21 protein-coding genes and 1 tRNA gene are annotated in these 19,641 nt (G+C 63.2%); 14 read left to right on the forward strand and 8 right to left on the reverse strand.

Annotated elements, in window-relative coordinates; all coding sequences use genetic code 11:
• The first annotated feature begins 32 nt into the window (after positions 1–32).
• The 9 genes from ATF69_RS21905 (at position 33) to ATF69_RS21945 (ending at position 6,214) form a co-directional block, all read left to right on the forward strand.
• The gene (locus tag ATF69_RS21905) at positions 33–647 is read left to right on the forward strand and encodes a HupE/UreJ family protein (protein ID WP_146872271.1); all 615 of its coding nucleotides are present in this window, start codon (positions 33–35) and stop codon (positions 645–647) included.
• Positions 648–708: 61 nt separating this feature from the next.
• Positions 709–1,014 carry an urease subunit beta gene (locus ATF69_RS21910; RefSeq protein WP_146872272.1) on the forward strand — a complete coding sequence of 102 codons (306 nt, stop codon included), beginning with the start codon at positions 709–711 and terminating at the stop codon, positions 1,012–1,014.
• 93 nt (positions 1,015–1,107) lie between these two features.
• Complete coding sequence (gene ureC / locus ATF69_RS21915) at positions 1,108–2,826, forward strand: urease subunit alpha (RefSeq protein WP_056060582.1); 1,719 nt, start codon at positions 1,108–1,110, stop codon at positions 2,824–2,826.
• An 11-nt stretch (positions 2,827–2,837) separates the two neighbouring features.
• Positions 2,838–3,317 carry a GNAT family N-acetyltransferase gene (locus ATF69_RS21920; protein ID WP_146872273.1) on the forward strand — a complete coding sequence of 160 codons (480 nt, stop codon included), beginning with the start codon at positions 2,838–2,840 and terminating at the stop codon, positions 3,315–3,317.
• Positions 3,318–3,392: 75 nt separating this feature from the next.
• Positions 3,393–4,058 (forward strand): urease accessory protein UreE, encoded by a 666-nt coding sequence (gene ureE / locus ATF69_RS21925; protein ID WP_146872274.1) that lies wholly within the window; start codon positions 3,393–3,395, stop codon positions 4,056–4,058.
• A gap of 10 nt (positions 4,059–4,068) precedes the next feature.
• Entirely contained in the window at positions 4,069–4,779 is a 711-nt protein-coding gene (locus ATF69_RS21930; protein ID WP_146872275.1) for an urease accessory protein UreF, read from the forward strand.
• The gene (ureG, locus tag ATF69_RS21935; protein WP_099729393.1) at positions 4,776–5,456 is read left to right on the forward strand and encodes an urease accessory protein UreG; all 681 of its coding nucleotides are present in this window, start codon (positions 4,776–4,778) and stop codon (positions 5,454–5,456) included. Before ATF69_RS21930 ends, ureG begins: the two co-directional genes overlap by 4 nt.
• 19 nt (positions 5,457–5,475) lie before the next feature.
• Positions 5,476–5,563 (forward strand) — tRNA-Ser (locus tag ATF69_RS21940).
• A 147-nt stretch (positions 5,564–5,710) separates the two neighbouring features.
• Positions 5,711–6,214: a hypothetical protein gene (locus tag ATF69_RS21945; RefSeq protein ID WP_235509336.1), complete on the forward strand. Its 504-nt coding sequence runs from the start codon at positions 5,711–5,713 to the stop codon at positions 6,212–6,214.
• A 565-nt stretch (positions 6,215–6,779) separates the two neighbouring features.
• Here the strand turns inward: ATF69_RS21945 and ATF69_RS21950 are convergent.
• The gene (locus ATF69_RS21950; protein WP_146872276.1) at positions 6,780–8,531 is read right to left on the reverse strand and encodes a diguanylate cyclase domain-containing protein; all 1,752 of its coding nucleotides are present in this window, start codon (positions 8,529–8,531) and stop codon (positions 6,780–6,782) included.
• A gap of 340 nt (positions 8,532–8,871) precedes the next feature.
• On the opposite strand from ATF69_RS21950, the gene ATF69_RS21955 reads away from it, so the two are divergent.
• Positions 8,872–9,204: an I78 family peptidase inhibitor gene (locus ATF69_RS21955; RefSeq protein WP_369882092.1), complete on the forward strand. Its 333-nt coding sequence runs from the start codon at positions 8,872–8,874 to the stop codon at positions 9,202–9,204.
• Between the two features lie 81 nt (positions 9,205–9,285).
• Here the strand turns inward: ATF69_RS21955 and hemW are convergent, their stop codons facing one another.
• From hemW to ATF69_RS21980, 5 genes are all read right to left on the reverse strand, one after another.
• A complete protein-coding gene (gene hemW / locus ATF69_RS21960) occupies positions 9,286–10,536 on the reverse strand; it encodes a radical SAM family heme chaperone HemW (protein ID WP_146872277.1) in 1,251 nt (416 codons plus the stop codon).
• Positions 10,537–10,549: 13 nt separating this feature from the next.
• Positions 10,550–11,149, reverse strand: coding sequence for an RdgB/HAM1 family non-canonical purine NTP pyrophosphatase (gene rdgB, locus ATF69_RS21965; RefSeq protein ID WP_146872278.1), 600 nt, complete (start codon positions 11,147–11,149; stop codon positions 10,550–10,552).
• Positions 11,150–11,198: 49 nt separating this feature from the next.
• Positions 11,199–11,933: a ribonuclease PH gene (rph, locus tag ATF69_RS21970; protein WP_146872279.1), complete on the reverse strand. Its 735-nt coding sequence runs from the start codon at positions 11,931–11,933 to the stop codon at positions 11,199–11,201.
• Positions 11,934–12,058: 125 nt separating this feature from the next.
• Positions 12,059–12,961, reverse strand: coding sequence for a PP2C family protein-serine/threonine phosphatase (locus ATF69_RS21975; protein WP_146872280.1), 903 nt, complete (start codon positions 12,959–12,961; stop codon positions 12,059–12,061).
• Positions 12,962–13,043: 82 nt separating this feature from the next.
• Positions 13,044–14,060, reverse strand: coding sequence for a serine/threonine protein kinase (locus ATF69_RS21980; protein WP_015012787.1), 1,017 nt, complete (start codon positions 14,058–14,060; stop codon positions 13,044–13,046).
• 90 nt (positions 14,061–14,150) lie between these two features.
• Here ATF69_RS21980 and ATF69_RS21985 point away from each other — a divergent pair, with 90 nt between their 5' ends.
• From ATF69_RS21985 to ATF69_RS22000, 4 genes are all read left to right on the forward strand, one after another.
• Positions 14,151–15,053: a YicC/YloC family endoribonuclease gene (locus tag ATF69_RS21985; RefSeq protein WP_146872281.1), complete on the forward strand. Its 903-nt coding sequence runs from the start codon at positions 14,151–14,153 to the stop codon at positions 15,051–15,053.
• 36 nt (positions 15,054–15,089) lie between these two features.
• Positions 15,090–15,710: a guanylate kinase gene (gene gmk / locus ATF69_RS21990; RefSeq protein ID WP_056060545.1), complete on the forward strand. Its 621-nt coding sequence runs from the start codon at positions 15,090–15,092 to the stop codon at positions 15,708–15,710.
• Between the two features lie 15 nt (positions 15,711–15,725).
• Positions 15,726–15,929, forward strand: a complete 204-nt coding sequence (gene rpoZ / locus ATF69_RS21995) for a DNA-directed RNA polymerase subunit omega (RefSeq protein WP_005794722.1) — start codon at positions 15,726–15,728, stop codon at positions 15,927–15,929.
• Positions 15,930–16,026: 97 nt separating this feature from the next.
• The gene (locus ATF69_RS22000) at positions 16,027–18,306 is read left to right on the forward strand and encodes a RelA/SpoT family protein (protein WP_146872282.1); all 2,280 of its coding nucleotides are present in this window, start codon (positions 16,027–16,029) and stop codon (positions 18,304–18,306) included.
• 71 nt (positions 18,307–18,377) lie between these two features.
• Here ATF69_RS22000 and greB read toward each other — a convergent pair whose 3' ends face one another.
• A complete protein-coding gene (gene greB, locus ATF69_RS22005) occupies positions 18,378–18,944 on the reverse strand; it encodes a transcription elongation factor GreB (protein ID WP_121943654.1) in 567 nt (188 codons plus the stop codon).
• 429 nt (positions 18,945–19,373) lie between these two features.
• Positions 19,374–19,641: hypothetical protein (locus ATF69_RS23120; RefSeq protein ID WP_208758760.1), on the reverse strand; the 268-nt coding region annotated here is incomplete at its 5' end.

Consider the following 19,641-nt stretch of genomic DNA (forward strand, 5'->3'; position numbering starts at 1 on the left):
AACACGTCCCCCTTCCCTCTGTGGAGCCCCCCATGCGCATCACACTCTCACACCGTCACACAGCCGCTCTTCTTTTCATAGCAGCCAGTGCAATCAGTTCTAGCGCCATCGCCCATACCGGCGCTGAATCCCACATCCACAACAGTTTTCTGAGCGGCTTGGCCCACCCCCTGTTCGGCCTGGACCACCTGGCCGCCATGGTGGCCGTAGGCCTGTGGAGCGCCCTGTCCGCGCGCCATGCTGGACGCGAACTGCTGTGGGGCCCCATGGGCTTTGCGGCCATGTTGCTGGCAGGCGCCGTGCTGGGCCTGCAGGGCCTGGCATTGCCTGCGGTGGAGCCGATGATTGCCGTGTCGCTGCTGGCCACGGGCCTGCTCGTCGTGTCGCGCCTGCGCGTGCCCGGCCTCATGGCCGCGCTGGGCGTGGGCGTGTTTGCCGTCTTTCACGGCGTGGCCCACGGCGTCGAGCTGGCGGGCAGCCACAGCGCCTGGCAAACCCTGGCGGGCATGCTGACGGCCACCGTGCTGCTGCATGGCGCGGGGCTGGCGGCAGGCTGGGCACTGCGCCATCGCACCGTGTGGCTCAGCCGCGCTGCAGGCGCTGCCGTGGCGCTGATGGGTGGCGCCCTGCTGGCCCAGATGGCCTGACAGGTCTGACTGGCGTCATGCATACCGACACAGCAGCAGCTTCCCCCTCAAGGACCCGACCATGATCCCAGGCGAACTCTTTACCGAACCCGGCGAGCACGCGCTCAACACCGGCCGCCGTACGCTGACCGTGGTGGTGCGCAACACCGGCGACCGGCCCATCCAGGTGGGCTCGCACTACCACTTTGCCGAGACCAACGACGCCCTGGGCTTTGACCGTGCGGCTGCACGCGGCATGCGGCTCAACATCGCATCCGGCACCGCCGTGCGCTTTGAACCCGGACAGGAGCGCACCGTGGAGCTGGTGGACTACGCAGGCGAGCGCCGCGTATTCGGCTTTCAGGGGCTGACCCAGGGCCCGCTGTAGCAACTTCAAGCCCAATTGGCCGGTAGCGCCGGTATCAATTGCCCCAGCAGCTATCAAAAACATAGTAAACCGTTCTTGCGGAGCACCCCTCACATGGCAACCATTGGACGACGCGCCTACGCCGAGATGTTCGGACCCACGGTGGGCGACCGCGTGCGCCTGGCCGACACCGAACTCATTCTCGAAGTCGAGGCCGACCACACCCTGCGCGCCGGCAGCTACGGCGAAGAGGTGAAGTTTGGCGGCGGCAAGACGATTCGCGACGGTATGGCACAGAGCCAGCGCAGCAATGCACAAGGCGCGGTGGACACAGTGCTGACCAACGCTCTGGTGGTAGACCACACCGGCATCTTCAAGGCCGACATCGGCCTGCGCGCAGGCCGCATCGCCGCCATCGGCAAAGCCGGCAACCCCGACACCCAGCCCGGCGTGGACATCGTCATCGGCCCCGGCACGGAGGTCATCAGCTGCGAGGGCAACATCGTCACCGCAGGCGGCATCGACAGCCACATCCACTTCATCTGCCCGCAGCAGATCGAAGAGGCCCTGGCCAGCGGCGTGACCACCATGCTGGGCGGCGGCACCGGCCCCGCCACGGGCACGCTGGCCACCACCTGCACGTCGGGCCCCTTCAACATGGAGCGCATGCTGCAGGCCGCCGACGCCTTCCCCATGAACCTCGGCTTCCTCGGCAAGGGCAACGCCAGCCTGCCCGATGCGCTGCACGAGCAGATCAACGCGGGTGCCATTGGCCTGAAGCTGCACGAAGACTGGGGCACCACGCCCTCGGCCATCAGCAACTGCCTGGATGTGGCCGAAGCCACCGACACGCAGGTGGCCATCCACAGCGACACGCTCAACGAATCGGGCTTTGTGGAGAACACCATTGCCGCCGTGGGCGGGCGCGGGATCTGCGCCTTCCACACTGAGGGCGCGGGCGGCGGCCATGCACCGGACATCCTGCGCGTGGTGGGCGAAGACAACTTTCTGCCCAGCTCCACCAACCCCACCATGCCGTACACGCACAACACGCTGGACGAGCATGTGGACATGCTCATGGTGTGCCACCACCTGGACGCGAGCATTGCCGAGGACCTGGCCTTTGCCGAGAGCCGCATCCGCAAGGAGACCATCGCGGCCGAAGACATCCTGCACGACCTGGGCGCCATCAGCATGATGAGCAGCGACAGCCAGGCCATGGGCCGTGTGGGCGAAGTCATCCTGCGCACCTGGCAGACGGCGCACAAGATGAAGGTGCAGCGCGGCAGCCTGCAAGGTGACACCGCCCGCAACGACAACACGCGCATCAAGCGCTACGTGGCCAAATACACCATCAACCCCGCCATTGCGCACGGCATCAGCCACGAGGTGGGTTCTCTCGAAGTCGGCAAGTGGGCCGACATCGTGATCTGGAAGCCCGCGTTCTTTGGCGTCAAGCCCGCGCTGATCCTGAAGGGCGGACTGATTGCCATGGCTGCGATGGGCGACCCCAACGCGTCCATCCCCACGCCGCAGCCCGTGCACTATCGGCCCATGTTTGGCGCGTTTGGCGGGGCCATCGCCAAAACGTCGCTCACCTTTGTCTCGCAGGCAGGATTGGCTGCTGGCATTGGCGAGCGCTTTGGCCTGCGCAAGACGCTTTCCGCCGTGCGCAACATCCGCGGCATCCGCAAGCGCGACATGGTGCACAACAGCTACACGCCCAAGATGGAGGTGGACGCGCAGACCTACACCGTGCGCGCCGACGGCCAGCTGCTCACCTGTGAAGCGGCCACCGTGCTGCCCATGGCACAGCGCTACTTCCTGTTCTGAGGTCGCTTCCCATGAACGCCTTGCTGCAAGACCTGCGGATCCGCCTGGACGACCTGACCGATCCCCGCATCGAAGCCTTCATGCAGGAGCATTTGAAGGACATGCGTGCCACCTCGCCACCGGAGAGCGTGCACGCGCTCGACATGGTGCAACTGCGCCAGCCTGAGATCCGCTTCTGGACGGCCTGGCGCGGCGAGGGCGAGCTGGTGGGTACCGGTGCACTCAAGCACCTGGATGCCGACCATGCCGAACTCAAGTCCATGCGCACAGCAGCCAGCGTGCGTGGCCAGGGGGTGGGCCGGGCCGTGCTGGAACACATCCTGGGCCAGGCGGTGGACCTGGGCTACCAGCGCATCAGCCTGGAAACGGGCACCCAGCCCTTCTTTGAACCCGCGCACCAGCTGTACCTGCGCTATGGCTTTACCGACTGTGCACCGTTCGGCAGCTACCGGCCCGATCCCCACAGCCGCTACATGAGCCGCGCCCTGTAGCGCATCCGCGCATCGCCTTTCGGCCAGGGCCACAATGTTGACCTCGCCTTTCCGGCTCCGCCCTTCCCTCTTGCCATGATCCAGGTCTCCAAACTTCTCCCCCAAGGCCAAGGCCTCGCTCCCGTACTGCTCAAGCGCGCCACCACCATCGAGCTGGACTGGGACGTGCGCCAGAAAAGCCGCTTTGCAGCCACCGACTCGGCCGGACGCGCACTGGGCATCTTCCTGCCCCGTGGCACCCTGGTGCGCGGCGGCGATGTGCTGGTGGCCGAAGACGGTTCCATGGTGCGCGTGATCGCAGCGCCGCAGCCGGTGCTGGTCATCACCCACTGCCAACACCACGGCACACCGTTTGACCTGACCCGCGCCGCCTACCACCTGGGCAACCGCCACGTGCCCATCGAGCTGCAGCCCGACCACCTCAAGATCGAGCCTGACCACGTGCTGGCCGACATGCTGCGCGCCATGCACCTCATCGTGAACGAGCAAAACCTGCCGTTTGAACCCGAAGGCGGTGCCTATGCTGCGGGGCATGGCGGCGGGCACCACCATGGGGGTCACGGCCATAGCCACGATCACGACCACGAGCATGGTCACGCGCACGATCATGGCCATGACCACGGGCACGCCCACACAGAGGTACCGGCTGCGGCCACGCCCCCAGCCCGAGGCCGCACGGTGTCCATCCCCGTGGTGGCCCAAGGGCACGTGCACGGCCCGAACTGCAACCACGACCACTGAGCCAACGCCCATGCGCCTGGACCGCCCCACGCCGCTGCCGGCCGCCAGCTTTTTGCAGCTGATGTGGCTGGCCTCCCCTGCACTGCCGGTGGGCGGGTTTTCTTATTCCGAGGGGCTGGAAAGCGCCATTGAAAATGTGGGCCTCGCCAGCGAAACCGCCGTGGGTGACTGGCTGCAGGACCAGCTCCACATCACCCAGGCCCGGGGCGACATGGCCCTCATCGCCAAGGCTGTGGGTGCGTGGCGGCGCGCCGACTGGGCGCATGTGCGCGAACTCAACGACTGGGTGCTGCACACCCGAGAAACGAGCGAACTGCGCCTGCAGACCGAGCAAATGGGCCGATCGATGGCCGACTGGCTGCGCAATCAGAACCAGGGCGACGAGACCCTGATGCCCGCCGTGCGCCACCTGGCCGCATTACCCCCCACCTACCCTGTGGCATTCGCACTGGCCGCATCCACCACCCAGGCGCCCGTGCGCGACGTCCTGCTGGCCTACGCTTTTGGCTGGGCGGAGAACATGGTGCAGGCCGCCCTCAAATCCATGCAGCTGGGCCAAAGCGCCGGCCAGCGCATCCTGGCCCGGCTGGCCGATGCCATCCCAGCCGCAGCCGACCATGCCATCGGGCTGATGGACAGCGAGCGCCAGGCCTTTTCGCCCATGCTCGCCATCCTGTCAGCCCAGCACGAAACCCAATACTCCCGCCTCTTCCGATCATGACCACCAGCAACCTGCACCACATCCCGAACCGCACCAAGAATCTGCCGCCCCTGCGCGTGGGCATCGGTGGCCCCGTCGGCTCCGGCAAGACCACGCTGCTGGAAATGCTGTGCAAGACCATGCGCGATGACTACGACCTCATCGCCATCACCAACGACATCTACACCAAGGAAGACCAGCGCCTGCTCACCGTGAGCGGCGCGCTGCCCGCAGAGCGCATCCTGGGTGTGGAAACCGGCGGCTGCCCCCACACCGCCATCCGCGAGGACTGCTCCATCAACCTCGAAGCCATCGACCGCATGCTGGGTGAGTTCCCCAACGCCGACATCGTGTTTGTGGAAAGCGGCGGCGACAACCTGGCCGCCACCTTCAGCCCCGAGCTGAGCGACCTCACCATCTACGTCATCGACGTGGCCGCTGGCGAAAAAATCCCCCGCAAGGGCGGCCCTGGCATCACCAAAAGCGACCTGTTCATCATCAACAAGACCGACCTGGCCCCCCACGTAGGCGCCAACCTGGATGTGATGCACGCCGACACCACCCGCATGCGCACCAACGCCCAGGGCCTCAAGCCGTTTGTGATGACCAATCTCAAAACCCTGGCCGGCGTGGCCGATGTGGTCAAGTTCATCGAGACTCGGGGCATGCTGAAAAAATCAGCACCCGCAGTCGGCTAGAATTCGCGCCTTCCCTCCCGGAGACTTGGGTGAGTGGTTTAAACCAGCAGTCTTGAAAACTGCCGACGGGCAACCGTCCGTGAGTTCGAATCTCACAGTCTCCGCCAGTTCTTGGCCCGGCGCAGCTACAACAGCGAAATGTGCGCAAAGGCCAGTGCAGCAACATGTCTGTGGCTGACCACCCCTCACCCAACCCAATTCACAAGAACGCATCTGCCCCCTAGACTGCGTTTTTACTGAACCTTGCCGCATCCATGGGCAGGGTGGAGAAATTGGGTACGGGCCTGCGGCCTGAAGTGACCAGCCATGTCGAGGAGAGAAAGATGTTGTCGTCGGCCCTCTACGCATCGTTCTTTTTCACGGTGGCCCTGCTGGTCACCACCGCCTACTTCTTGATGGGTGGTCTGCCGCTTCTTACGCTGAAACATGACACCCCACTGGACGCGCGGTTCGTTCGGGGGTTTTTCAACGTGTACTACCGTGCTGCGTTCTGGGCGTCGCTGGGGGCGTTTGTCAGTTATGCGCTTTGGGGCAGGTACCCCTTTGCCATCGGCGTGGCGGTCAATGCCTGCATCGTCTCGCTGCTGCGCAAGCACTTGTTGCAAGCCATGCAGCAGCTCGGTGCACAGATCGAGGCGAGTAGCGACGGAGCGATTCACCACTTTCGCCGCGTGCATTCGGCGGCGCTCTTTGTCAACCTGGTTCAGCTGGTGGCGATCGTTTGGGGACTGTTGTGGTTGTCCCAGCAGCTCAAGTAGACCTGCCGGTGGGGTGCCACGCTGGGCCTGTGCCCTGCGTGTGGCCTTTCTTTCACCTCGCCAGTCCCGCTCCCTGCGGTGCGATGGGAGTCAAATCTTCAGGGCGGCATACCTCTTCGCTGTGCGCCAACCGAATCCACAGACCGGTGCGTTTGATGATGACGTAGTCCACGCTCACCGTTCTGCCTTTGTAGAGAAATTGCGTGCCGGGTTTGTACAGAATCATTCTTGTGGTGTAGCGCGCGGGGATGGCTGGGTGATGACGGCATCGCCCGTACCGCAATGGTGCCGACAGATGGACACTGGGGCTTCGCGGCTCGGCAAAAGGCCTACGGCACAGTCGCTTTTTCACCCCCGTGTTGATGCCTTAGGGCGGGCAAAAAAAAGCCCGCAGGCTGCGGGCTTAACACTTGCGCGATGCAAGCGGGAGGGATGTCGAGGGAATCGACAGACCAATGTTAGGACGGTGACCAATGTGGGCATGTAGGACAGGACCGATTCCTCCAAGCTCCGTCGATCAGCAGCAGAAAGGGATCGTGGGTTAAGCGCCCGGACAGCCCTACGTTCACGTTCCGTAAATCCTTGCGCAGCCCCGCCCCGTGGCCTTGGCCAGGTACATCGCGGAATCGGCCTTGCGCAGGAGTTCTTCGGCCTCGGTGCCGTCACCGGGCGACAGGACAATACCGATGGACGCGCCGATTTGCAGCGCATGCGCTTCGATCTCGGTGGGCCGGCCCAGGGCTTGAACCAGGCGGTCGGCCAGGCGGTACGCACTGTCACCGTCCGATACGCCCCGCTGCAGCAACGCGAACTCATCGCCGCCCAGGCGCGCCACCACATCGTCCTCGCGCGCGGCCTGCGTCAGTTGCCGGGCCACCCAAACCAGCAACTGGTCACCTACGGCGTGCCCGTGGCGGTCATTGACGGGTTTGAACCCATCCAGATCCACGTACAAGACAGCGAAGCCACGGCCCGACCGGTGCACGTCGGTGGCTGCGGCCTGCAATGCTTGCAAAAAGGCGGTGCGGTTGAGCAAGCCCGTCAAGCCGTCGTGCTCTGCCACATGGCGGATCTGCTGCTCGGCCTGCTTGCGCTGGGTGACATCGGTGAAGGTGCGCAGCGCGCCGCCGCCTTTGATGGGCACGGTCTGGACCTCCAGGATGCGGCCATCGGGCCGGGGACGGTCATACACCTGGGGCTGATCGACCCCGCCATTGCTGTGTCGCAGCAGGTCCTGCACTTCCTGCGATGCGCCCTGGAATTCGCCACGAGCCCGCAGGTAGGCCAGCACATTCACCAGCGTGGGCTTGGATGCCATCAGCTCGGCCGGCAGGTCCAGCAGTTCCATGGCCCGGCGGTTGCACAGCTCGACCACCCCCGTGGCGCTGATCTTGGCCACGCCCTGGTCCATGTGCTCCAGCGTGGCTTCGAGCAGGATGGATTTCTCCCGCAATTGCGCCTCGCTGTCGCGGGCGCTGCGTTCGGCCTGCGCCAGCAAGCGCTGCTGGCGCTTGAGCTCGGTGATGTCCACATGGGCGTAGAACACCGTGCCGTCGCTGCCCTGCTTTGCGATGACGCGGCTCCAGCGGCTGCGGGGCAAGGGCACCTCAAACGGCGCCCCAGCAAAACGCATGTGCTCCTGCAAGATCGACAGGCCGTCGTAAAAAGGCGCCATATCTCCCTGGCCTTCGACGGACCAGGCGTGGCGGTACACCTCGTCGAACGCTTTACCCGCGGCAGCCGTACGGTCCGACAGGCTATACATCTGCATAAAGGGCTGGTTGACCCACTGGATGCGCTGATCTTCGGCACAGATCATCAGCCCATCGGGAATGCGGTCAAACAGTTCGGAGCTTTCAAACAGCGGACTGCGCAGGTAGCCGGGCTCATGGATGTCGGCCTCGGCCGGCGTAGCGAGCGTGGCTTGCGCGCTCTGCACCGGCAGCGCCTCGGCACGCCACACGCGCACCCGCCCCACGCCTTCAATGGGCAACGACGACACATGCACGCGCAGCCCCCGGTGATCGAAGCTGTAGGGGCGGGTCTGCGCCCGGTGGCGCTCGACCCCGGCGGTGATGTAGCGCTCGATGTTGGGCAGCTCCTGGGCATCGAGCCGCTGGTTATAGAAGCGGCGCAGGTTGGCTTCGTAGGGCTCACCCTCGTACACATGCCCCTCGTGCTCCGGGAAGAACTTGAAGAAGGTCCTGTTCCAGGCCACCGTGCGGTCGCTGTCGTCAAACGCGCACAGCGCCACGTCCAAACCATCCAGGGTGTCACCCAGGGCACGGATGAGGCGGAGGCGAGAAGCGTCAGGCATGGTCAGGAGGTTGGATACGGCACTGTCAGCACAAGCCCGTGCAACACACTGGCCCAGGTGGCAAGGGGTCTGCCAACGCCGACGCACAGCGCCGGTCGCTTCATTGTGCGGAACCGTCCTTACAGCAAACCGTCTGAGGTCCACGGACAAGCTGAAGGCAGCGGTTTATGTTGTGCTAGCACCACAAAACCTTGATGCAAGTCAAGAACCAACCGAGACCAGCGCAGATGCCAGGCCCCGTCGTCGTTACGGCTGGAAACTGATCCATAGCGTGACCGGAACCCTGTCGCGCCTGCGTTCCGCTATGGTGGGTGTTTTGTACCCCGGAGCTAGCCGCATGATGAAAAAAACCACCCCTTTTGCCGTCGCCTGTTGCCTGGCCCTGGGAGCAGCTGTGACTGGGTGTGCGGGTTACGGACAAACACCCGCACCACCCGCCAGCACGGCACCGACAGGCGCGGCGCCTGGAGGCATGTGCAATGCCCAGCCCGCGCAGTTTGCAGTGGGACAAAACAGCACGGCATCGATCGTGGAGTCTGCACGGCAGCGCTCGGGCGCGCAGACGGCGCGCATCCTGCGCCCAGGGCAAATCATCACCAAGGAATACGACACCCAGCGGCTGAACCTGGAGGTAGACGGCAATGGCCGCATCCTTGCGGCAAAGTGTGGCTGAGCTTGCCCCCGGCTGCTGACTGGTCTGGGGGCCTGCCAACAATCCCCGGGAGATCGTAAACCGGCTTTGACGGGGCCTCCGTCAGTCCGCCAGGAACAGCTCCTGCAGATCGCTCAGAAAGTCGAAGCCCCGCTCGGTAGGCCGTACATGCGCCATGTCGCGCTCGATCAGGCCCTTGCGCTCGGCGACCTCCAGGCCCTTGGCGATGGCGGTCAAAGGCAGGCCTGTGCGGGCCATGAAGTCTTGCAGCGCAAAGCCTTTGCGCAGGCGCAGGGCGTTGAGCATGTACTCAAACGGCAGATCGGCGCGGCGCACCTCGTCGTCCTGCGCCACGGCATGGCCTGCCAGGGCGTTGTCCATGTAGCGCGCGGGGTCCCGAAAGCGCACCTGTCGCACCACGCGGTGCGCAAAGCTCAGCTTGCTGTGCGCGCCCGCGCCGATGCCCAGATAGTCGCCAAACTGCCAGTAGTTGGTGTTGTGAAAACACTGGTGGCCCGGCTGCGCATACGCAGAAATCTCGTACCGCGCCATGCCCGCCTGCCCCGTCATCTCCGTGATGCGGTCAAGCATGGCGTAGGCCTGGTCGTCCTCGGGGATGGCTGGGGGGAACTTGGCGAAGTAGGTGTTGGGCTCGATGGTGAGGTGGTAGATGGAGATGTGCGGCGGCTTGAAGGCCAGCGCCGTTTGCAGGTCCTGCTCCAGCTCTGGCAGCGTCTGGCCCGGCAGCGCGTACATGATGTCGAGGTTGAAGGTGTCGAAGGACGCGGCGGCCTCTTCCACCGCCGCCATCGCCTGGGCGCGGTCATGCACGCGGCCCAGAGCCTTGAGGTGCTGGTCGTTGAAGCTCTGCACCCCCACCGACAGGCGTGTGACGCCCGCCGCACGGAAGGCGCGAAAACGGTCTTTCTCGAACGTGCCGGGGTTGGCCTCCATCGTGATCTCGCAATCGGGCTCCAGCCGCAGGCGGGCGCGGATGTCGCCGATCAGCCGGTCGATGGCGGCAGGCGAGAACAGGCTGGGCGTGCCGCCACCGATGAAGATGCTGTGCACGGACCGACCCCAGACCAACGGCAGCGCAGCCTCCAGGTCGGCCATCAGGGCGTCGATGTAGCGCTGTTCGGGCACCTCGGCGCCGGTGCTGGCACCCGCGCGGAATTCGTGCGAGTTGAAGTCGCAGTACGGGCATTTCTTGAGGCACCAGGGCAGGTGCACGTACAGCGACAACGGCGGCAGGCTGGGCAGCTGCAGCAGGCCCGGGCGCATGTAGTGCTGGATGTCACGCACCACAGCGGGTTCGGCGTCGCCCTGCGGCGTGATCGGAATATGAACCACGTTCAGCGCCCTTCTACAACCAACGTTCGCGCATCAATGCCAGCATCTGCGCGGCCGAACGGCCCCGGTGGCTGTGGGCGTTTTTCACCTCCACGGGCAGCTCGGCAAAGGTCTTGCCGAACTCGGGGATGAACATCACGGGGTCGAAGCCAAAGCCGTTGCTGCCCCGGGGTTCGGTAGTGATCTCGCCCACCACGCGGCCCACGGCGATCAGCGGTTCGGGGTCTTGCGGGCTGCGCACGGCGACCAGGGAGCTGACCATGGCGGCGCGGCGGTTGGTCACGCCTTGCAGTTGCTCCAGCAAAGCGCGAACGTTGTTGTCGTCGCTTTTCTCGTAGCCGAACTGGGTGCAGTAATACGCCGTGTCCACGCCAGGCAGGCCGCCAAAGGCATCCACGCACATGCCGGCATCGTCGGCCAGCGCCGGCAGGCCCGTGTGCTCCGATGCAAACCGTGCCTTGGCCAGGGCGTTTTCGACAAAGGTGCGGAAGGGCTCCTCGGCCTCGCCCACGCCCAGATCGGCTTGGCGCACCAGCTCCACGCCCAGGGGCGCAAACATGGCCTGCAACTCTGCCAGTTTGCCGCGGTTGTTGGATGCTAGAACAATTTTCATAATCAAAACGGCCGCAAGCGCTAGTGGAATATGCGCCAGCAGCTATCAATTAAGGAGTATTTTGCAACGCTTGCTGCTGCAGCTGCACCAGTTGGGCAATGCCCTGTTCGGCCAGGCCCAGCAGCTGATCCATCTCGGCACGGGTAAAGGCCACGCCCTCGGCCGTGCCCTGCACCTCCACATAGTGGCCCGCGCCGGTCATCACCACGTTCATGTCGGTGTCGCAATCCACGTCTTCCACATATTCCAGGTCCAGCAGCGGCGTGCCCTGCACGATGCCGACCGAGATCGCCGCCACGGGTTGCAGCAGCGGCGACTGGGTGATCTTGCCGCTGGCCAGCAGCTGGTTGACCGCATCCTGGGCCGCGACCCAGGCGCCGGTGATGGCAGCCGTGCGCGTGCCACCATCGGCCTGGATCACGTCGCAGTCGAGCTGGATGGTGCGCTCGCCCAGCAGTTGAAGGTCAAACACGGCGCGCAGGCTGCGGCCGATGAGGCGCTGGATCTCCTGCGTGCGGCCAGTCTGCTTACCCCGTGCGGCCTCGCGGTCGCTGCGGGTGTGGGTGGCGCGCGGCAGCATGCCGTACTCCGCCGTGACCCAGCCCTCGCCGCTACCGCGCTTGTGCGGGGGCACACGCTCTTCCACCGAGGCGGTGCAGAGCACCTTGGTGTTGCCAAACTCGATCAGCACCGAGCCTTCGGCGTGCATGGTGTAGTGGCGCGTGATGCGCACAGGGCGCATTTGGTTGGCGGCGCGGTTGCCGGTGCGGATGAAGGTGGTCATGTGATTCTCTGTATGGAGCGGGTCGCCCACCTGCGTCATGAGGTGGGCGATGGAAGGCGAAAAAACCTGGTTCCATGCATTCGCATGGAGGGAGCCTGGATGCAACCCACAGCGCCGATGGCAGTTCAGGCCTTGCGGGCAGCAGAGCGACGGATGGCTTCGTTGATTTCGGCGATCGACCGCTCGATGGCCGCATCGTCCAGGTCATCCACCAGCCCATCAAGCGGGCCCGCCTGGATGGTGGACGCAAACACGTCGTCGCTGATGCTGTCCGTGGACACCCCTTGGGTGGACTCGAACGCATCTGGCGTCTCCCACTCCAGAGCCACCACGGTCACGTTGTCACTGCTGTCCCCGGCTTTGCGAAGGGCATCTTCCACCAGCTCGGGCACAGCGTGCGACACGGTGTTGCGGCCCAGCTGCTTGGCGATGTCTTCGTCGCTGAGCGTGCCCCACAGGCCGTCTGAGCACAACAGAATGCGGTCGCCCTGCTCCAGGTACACAGGGCCGGTGATGTCGTAAATGGGCTTGGTGGGCGAACCCAGGCAGGTGAACAGCACGTTGCGGTTGATCTTGTCCAGACCAGGGGGCGGCGTGTTGCGCAGCTCCATGTACGAGTGGTCCCGCGTACGGGTCAGCAGATCGCCATCGCGCACCATGTACAGGCGCGAGTCTCCGCAATGGATCCAGGTGGCGGTACCGGCCTGCAACACCGTCGCGACCAAGGTGGTGCGCGGTGTGTCGAGCATGCCTTTCTCTGTGGCGTAGCGCAGGATCTGGTGGTGTGCCGCGAGCAACGCGCCGGACAGGAACTCCTGCACATCCTTGAGCTGGGGCTTGGCCTGGCGCTGGAACAGCGCCGAGATGGTCTGCAGCGCGATCTGCGCAGCCACTTCACCTTCAGGGTGGCCACCCATGCCGTCGGCCAATACAAACAGGCCCGATTCGCGCGTGTAGCAATAGCCCATGCGGTCTTCGTTCTTCTCGCGGCCGCCACGGCGGCTGATCTGGAATACCGAGAACTTCATAAGGACTCACGCAAAAAAGGATGCACCCGGGCGCCATCCGTGGACATGTACCTCGCCCGAACCCGCATTGCGTGCGTCTGGTTCATTTGGGCTTGGCTCCGATACCGGTGGCTTCACCCACCTTCTGCACATTTTTCTTGGTGTCAGACACCAGAGTGTCCAATTGCAGCCGCATCTTCTCGGCCACCGTGAGCTTGGTGTAGCGGCGCTCACCCTCACGGCTGAGCTCTTTTTGCAAGGCAAACACCGACTGGGGGCGGGACAGCGGGTCAAGCGCCATGCACCACTCCACCACCTCGATCAGGTTGTCGGAATACACGCCACGCAACTTGGTCAGGGCGAGCGACAGGCGGTCCTTGTCCACGCGCTGCGGCGCCTCGTTGGGCGGAAAGCCCTGCATGCAAGCGTAAATGCAGGCGCCGATGGCGTAGATGTCGGTCCACGGCCCCATCTGCGAATCGCGCCGGTACATCTCGGGCGCAGCAAAGCCGGGGGTGTACATGGGGCGGATGAAGTTGCCTTCCTTGCTCAGCACTTCGCGCGCCGCGCCGAAGTCGATCATCACGGCCTTGTTGTCGTCGGTGATGAAGATGTTGGCGGGCTTGATGTCCAGGTGCAGCATCTTGTGCTGGTGCACGATGCGCAGGCCGCGCAGCACTTCGTCGAACAACGAGCGGATGGTGGACTCGCGGAACACCTTCTGTGTCTTGAGGTCGCGGGCGGTGATGATGAAGTCCTGCAGGGTCGCGCCCTCCAGGTAGTTCATCACCATGTAAACGGTTTCGTTCTCGCGGAAGAAATTGAGCACGCTCACCACGGAGGCGTGCGAGATCTGCGCCAGCGAGCGGCCCTCTTCAAAGAAGCTCTTGAGCCCCAGGCGGTACAGCGAGAGCTTTTCGGGCGGCACCTTCGGAAGCAACTCACCAGGAGCGCGAGTCGCCAGGGACGAAGGAAGGTACTCCTTGATGGCCACCTGTTGGCCTTCGGCGTCGAGGGCCAGATAGACCACACCAAAACCACCGGAGGACAACCGGCGCACCACACGGTAACCGCCAATTGCGGTATCGGGCGGCAAGGGGGCCGGTTTGATTTTTGACATATTTTGCGAAGATGATTCGGGGGTAAGGCGGAACCCGGATAATCGCCGGATCGCAAGCAACCATCAAAAAGTCCAATGCCAGTTTACAGCATGACCGGATACGCCAGCGCACAGCATGGCGCATCTGCCACTGGCGCTGAAACCGACGCCCGCGCCCCCCAGACGCGCCGGCTGGGACTGGAAATCCGATCCGTCAACAGCCGCTTTCTGGACCTGTCGTTTCGCCTGCCTGACGAGCTGCGCGCCATGGAGCCCACGCTGCGCAGCCTGCTCACAGCGCGCCTGAAACGCGGCAAGGTCGAAGTGCGAGCCGCCCTCGACACCGACGACAGCAACAGCCTGCAAGACCCGCCAGCGCGACTGCTGCAGCGGCTCAACTCTTTGCAGGACTCCGTCAAGGCCTGGCTGCCCAGCGCCGCCCCCCTCACCGTGGCCGACGCCCTGCGCCTGTGTGCCAATGCACATTCGGGCACCGAGGACTGGAGCGAAGCCGTTCCGGCCCTCGCCGAAGAAGCCCTGACCGCCTTGCTGGCCGCCCGCGAACGTGAGGGCAAGCGCCTCGCGACCATGCTGCTGGATCGCGTCAAGCAGCTGCGGGCCTTGGCCGAACAGGCCGTCCCCATGGTTCCGCTGCTGGTGGAGCAGCAACGCCTGCGCTTCATGGAGCGCTGGAAAGAGGCGATGGCCCTCACCGACGGCTCTACCCTCCCCGAGGCTGCCCGTGACCGCGCATTGACCGAGGCCACGGCGTTTGCCATCCGCATCGACGTGGCAGAAGAGATCACGCGGCTGGATTCGCACCTGGATGAAATCGAGCGCCTGCTGAAAAAAGGCGGCGAAGTGGGCAAACGCCTGGACTTCCTGATCCAGGAACTCCACCGCGAAGCCAACACGCTGGGCTCCAAATCTGCCGCGCTCGACCTCACCCGCATCAGCGTGGACATGAAGGTGCTGATCGAGCAGATGCGCGAGCAAGTGCAAAATATCGAATAACACTCATTTTTTGATAGCGCCTGGCGCACATCAACCATGGACTATCCAGGAAATCTCATCGTCGTGGCAGCACCCAGTGGTGCCGGCAAATCCAGCTTGGTCAAGGCCTTGCTGGAGCTGGACTCGCATGTCCACCCCTCCATCTCTCACACCACCCGTGCGCCCCGCGGCCAGGAAAAGCATGGCCGCGAATACTTCTTCGCGTCGGAGTCCGAGTTCGATGCCATGGTGCAAGGCAACGCGTTTGTCGAATGGGCCCATGTGCACGGCAACCGCTATGGCACCTCCAAGAAAGCCATTGAAGAGCGCATTGCCCAGGGCTCAGATGTGATTCTGGAAATCGATTTCCAGGGCGCACTGCAGATCAAGCAGGCATTTGCCAATGCGGTACTGGTTTTCATCCTCCCGCCCAGCTGGGAAGAACTGCGATCGCGGCTGGAGCGGCGGGGCGAAGACTCTGCGGATGTCATCGAGGTACGCCTCAAAAATGCTGCCATCGAGATGGCCCAGGTCAGCAAATTCGACTTCGTTATAATCAATGAGTTGTTTGAGCGCGCGCTTTTCGACCTGAAAGCCGTAGTTCACGCCCAGCGACTCAAGTACGCCGCCCAGCGCCGCGCCCGTGCTGACACCTTCCAGTCGCTCAATATCACCTGAATCCCGGAGTAAACGATGGCACGCATCACCGTAGAAGACTGTCTGGAAAAGATCCCCAACCGCTTCCAGCTCGTACTGGCCGCCACGTACCGCGCCCGCATGCTCAGCCAAGGCCATGCTCCACGCATCGAAAGCCGCAATAAGCCCGCCGTGACTGCCCTGCGTGAAATCGCCGAAGGCAAAGTGGGTCTGGAGATGCTCAAGAAGGTTCCCGGTTGAACGTTCTGCTGGGCAATGCCCACCCAAAAGCACCGCGCCAGCGGTGCTTTTTTTTGCCCGAAAGCCCTCTGGCGCAGTCCCGCGCTACATTTAAGGCATGAACGCGGTGCTCAATTCACCTTCTGCAACGCAGCCCCGCCCGGGTGACCTATCTCCGGCAGGCAATCTATCGGCAGCCGCTGCGGCCGCCAATGCGGCTGCGGCCAGCTTCGCAGCACTGACCGATAGCCTGGACTACCTGGACGCCGTCAGCATCGAGCAGGTGCGCCAGGCGTACCGTTTTGCCGACGAAGCCCACCTGGGGCAGCTGCGCAACAGCGGTGAGCCCTACATCACCCATCCTATTGCAGTGGCTGCGCAGTGCGCGGCTTGGAAGCTCGATGCCCAGGCGCTGATGGCCGCGCTGCTGCACGACGCCATGGAAGACTGCGGCGTGACCAAGGCCGACCTGATCGACCGGTTTGGCGCCCCGGTGGCCGAACTGGTGGATGGCCTTACCAAACTGGACAAACTGCAGTTCAACACTCGCGAAGAAAATCAGGCCGAGTCGTTTCGCAAAATGCTGCTGGCCATGGCGCGTGATGTACGCGTCATCCTCATCAAGCTGGCCGACCGAACGCACAACATGCGCACGCTGTCGGACATGCCGCGCAGCAAATGGGGCCGCATCTCGTCCGAGACGCTGGAAATTTACGCGCCCATTGCTCACCGCCTGGGCCTGAATCAGACCTATCGTGAGCTGCAGGACCTGGCCTTCCGACACCTGCACCCCTGGCGCTATGCCACACTGGCCAAGGCCGTCAACAAATCCCGCAACCGCCGGCGCGATCTGGTTCAGAAGGTGCAGGCCGAAGTGGATGCCGCCTTCTCCAAGATCGGCATGAAGGTGCGCCTGGCAGGCCGCGAGAAAACGCTGTATGCCATCTATCAAAAGATGGACCTCAAGCACCTGAGCTTTGCCCAGGTGACGGACATCTACGGCTTTCGAGTCATCGTGCCGACTGTGACCGATTGCTACACCGCCTTGGGTGTACTGCACCAGATGTACAAGCCGGTACCTGGAAAGTTCAAGGACCATATTGCCATTGCCAAACTCAACGGCTATCAGTCTCTGCACACCACCCTGGTGGGCCCCTCGGGCGTGAACATCGAGTTCCAGATGCGCACCGATGAGATGCACGTGATTGCCGAAGCCGGCGTGGCAGCACACTGGCTGTACAAGGCCCAGGACGGGGAAGGTACGGCAGCCGAGCGCCTTGGCACCAAGTGGCTGCAGTCCTTGCTGGACATACAGAACGAAACACGGGATGCGGCGGAGTTCTGGGATCACGTCAAGGTGGACCTGTTTCCCGATGCGGTCTACGTCTTCACACCCAAAAGCCAGATCATGGCGTTGCCGCGCGGCGCCACGGTGGTGGACTTTGCCTATGCCATTCACAGCAATGTGGGTGACCGGACGACCGCCGCCAAGATCAATAACGAGCAGGTTCCGCTGCGCACCGAACTCAAGAACGGGGATGTGGTGGAGATCATCACCGACCCCGTTTCCACACCCAACCCAGCGTGGCTTGGTTTTGTGCGCACGGGCCGGGCACGGTCCAAGATCCGCCATTACCTCAAAACCTTGGCCCAAACCGAGTCCGAAGGGCTGGGTGAAAAACTGTTGACCCAAGCCATCCGAGCGGAAGGCCTCGAACAACTGCCCCCCGTCAGCGCTGAGACCCAACCGCTGTGGGACAAGCTGCTGCGCTTCACCGGCAATCGCACGCGCAGCGAGCTGATGACCGATCTGGGCCTGGGCAAACGCATTGCCAGCATCGTCGCCAAACGGTTGATGGTGCTGATGTCGGAGCATGGCCACCGTCCGGATGCTCTGCTTATGACTCGTGAGCGCTACACATCTCACGAAACCCTGTCGCAAGGGGCCGTCACGCTGGATGGCAGCGAGAATGCCTCTGTGCAATATGCCACCTGCTGCCGTCCCGTGCCGGGCGACAGCATCGTCGGTTATCTGGGCCGCGGTGAGGGACTGGTCGTGCACAACGCACATTGCAGTGTCGCCAAACGTCTGCAGCATAAAGACAGCGAACGCTTCATTGCCGTGGACTGGTCGGACGAGCCCACCCGAATGTTCGAAACGGGCGTGGTCGTTACCGTGAACAACGGCAAGGGGGTGCTGGCACGCGTGGCAGCGGAGCTTGCCAATTCAGAGGCCGACATCACCCACGTGGACATGGACGATGAGGCGGCCTTGGACACCACGGATCTGCGATTCATCGTGGCGGTTCGCGATCAGGCCCATCTCGAGCTGGCATTGCGCAACCTGCGCCGCACACAGGCTGTGCTGCGTGCAGCCAGGATTACTCCACAACCCTGACACCTCAGCACGACACCAAGCCCTGACGTCGATACAACAGACGCGCAGCTCGGCGTCTGTGTGCGAACGGGTTACGTAGCGACACTACGAGGTGGGTACTGCACCTCCACCACCTCCAAATGGCGCACTCCGCCCGGCGTGGGTAACTGCACCTCGTCCCCAACGCGCGCCTTCAGCAGCGCCCGGGCCACAGGTGAAATCCAGCTGACCTGACCCATACGGCTGTCGGCCTCGTCGATGCCCATGATGGTGATCGTGCGCTCACCATCCTCGTCGTCAGAGTAGGTGACGGTAGCCCCAAAGAAGACCTGCTCACTGCCTGCATGCAAACTGGGATCCACCACTTCGGCAATCTCCAGCCGCTTGGTCAAAAAACGGATGCGCCGATCAATTTCGCGCAGACGCTTCTTGCCGTAGAGGTAGTCGCCGTTTTCAGACCGGTCTCCATTGCTGGCAGCCCAGTGCACCACATCCACAATCTTCGGCCGCTCGTTGTCGATGAGATCCAACAGCTCCGCCCTTAGACGCGCATACCCAGACGGGGTGATGTAGTTTTTACCGCCCGGTGGCAAAGGAGGTAGTGCCAATCCTTCGTCATCGTCAGCACTGTCGGTTTCCTTGGTAAAAGCCTTGCTCATTGCCAGAACTCTCCAATCAGCGCAAAGCGCCTGGACAAATGAAAAAGCCTGCAATCTCACGATTGCAGGCTTTAAACATTGGTGCGGCTGGCAGGAATCGAACCCACGACCCCTTGGTTCGTAGTTTCCAAGCCGCCTGCAAGTCGTTGATTTTACACAGTTGAAAGCCGTCCGTTCCGACTCAATTCGTACTGTCATGTACAGCCCTGACCAACAGAATCCCCCAAATTTCCCCGACCGAAGCCTCATCAAAGAACTGGGGTTGCAGAGGTGACGGTATGCTCGCTATCACCTGCCAAAGGCGGCATACGGCCAGGAGCAGTCGGTCACCGCAAATGAAAGCAGACACTCAACATCAAGGCGACCGGTGGGTGGGAAGCCAGCGCGCAATGCAAATGGGAGTACTGGCACTTTGAGTCGAACAACTTGTTAGCGCTCATCGCCCCGCTCAACCTTGACTGCTGACATCAGCAGATATACCGATGAAGTTGCGATGATGAAAGGTGGGGCAACGAAACCGATGAAGAGGAATGCAGCAGGAACACACAGCAGCAGCGAAATACCTGTCTTCATCAAGTTCTTCTGAGTTGCCATCCCGTAAGCGATCACTCCGGGATCCTTCGAGTTTCGGCACACCCAAGCAAGTACCAGTAGTAGCAGCAAGTAGAGTGGGCCACTGAACATCGCTTCTGAGCGG

The sequence above is a fragment of the Acidovorax delafieldii genome, assembly GCF_007993815.1.
Taxonomy (GTDB): Bacteria; Pseudomonadota; Gammaproteobacteria; order Burkholderiales; family Burkholderiaceae_C; genus Acidovorax; species Acidovorax delafieldii.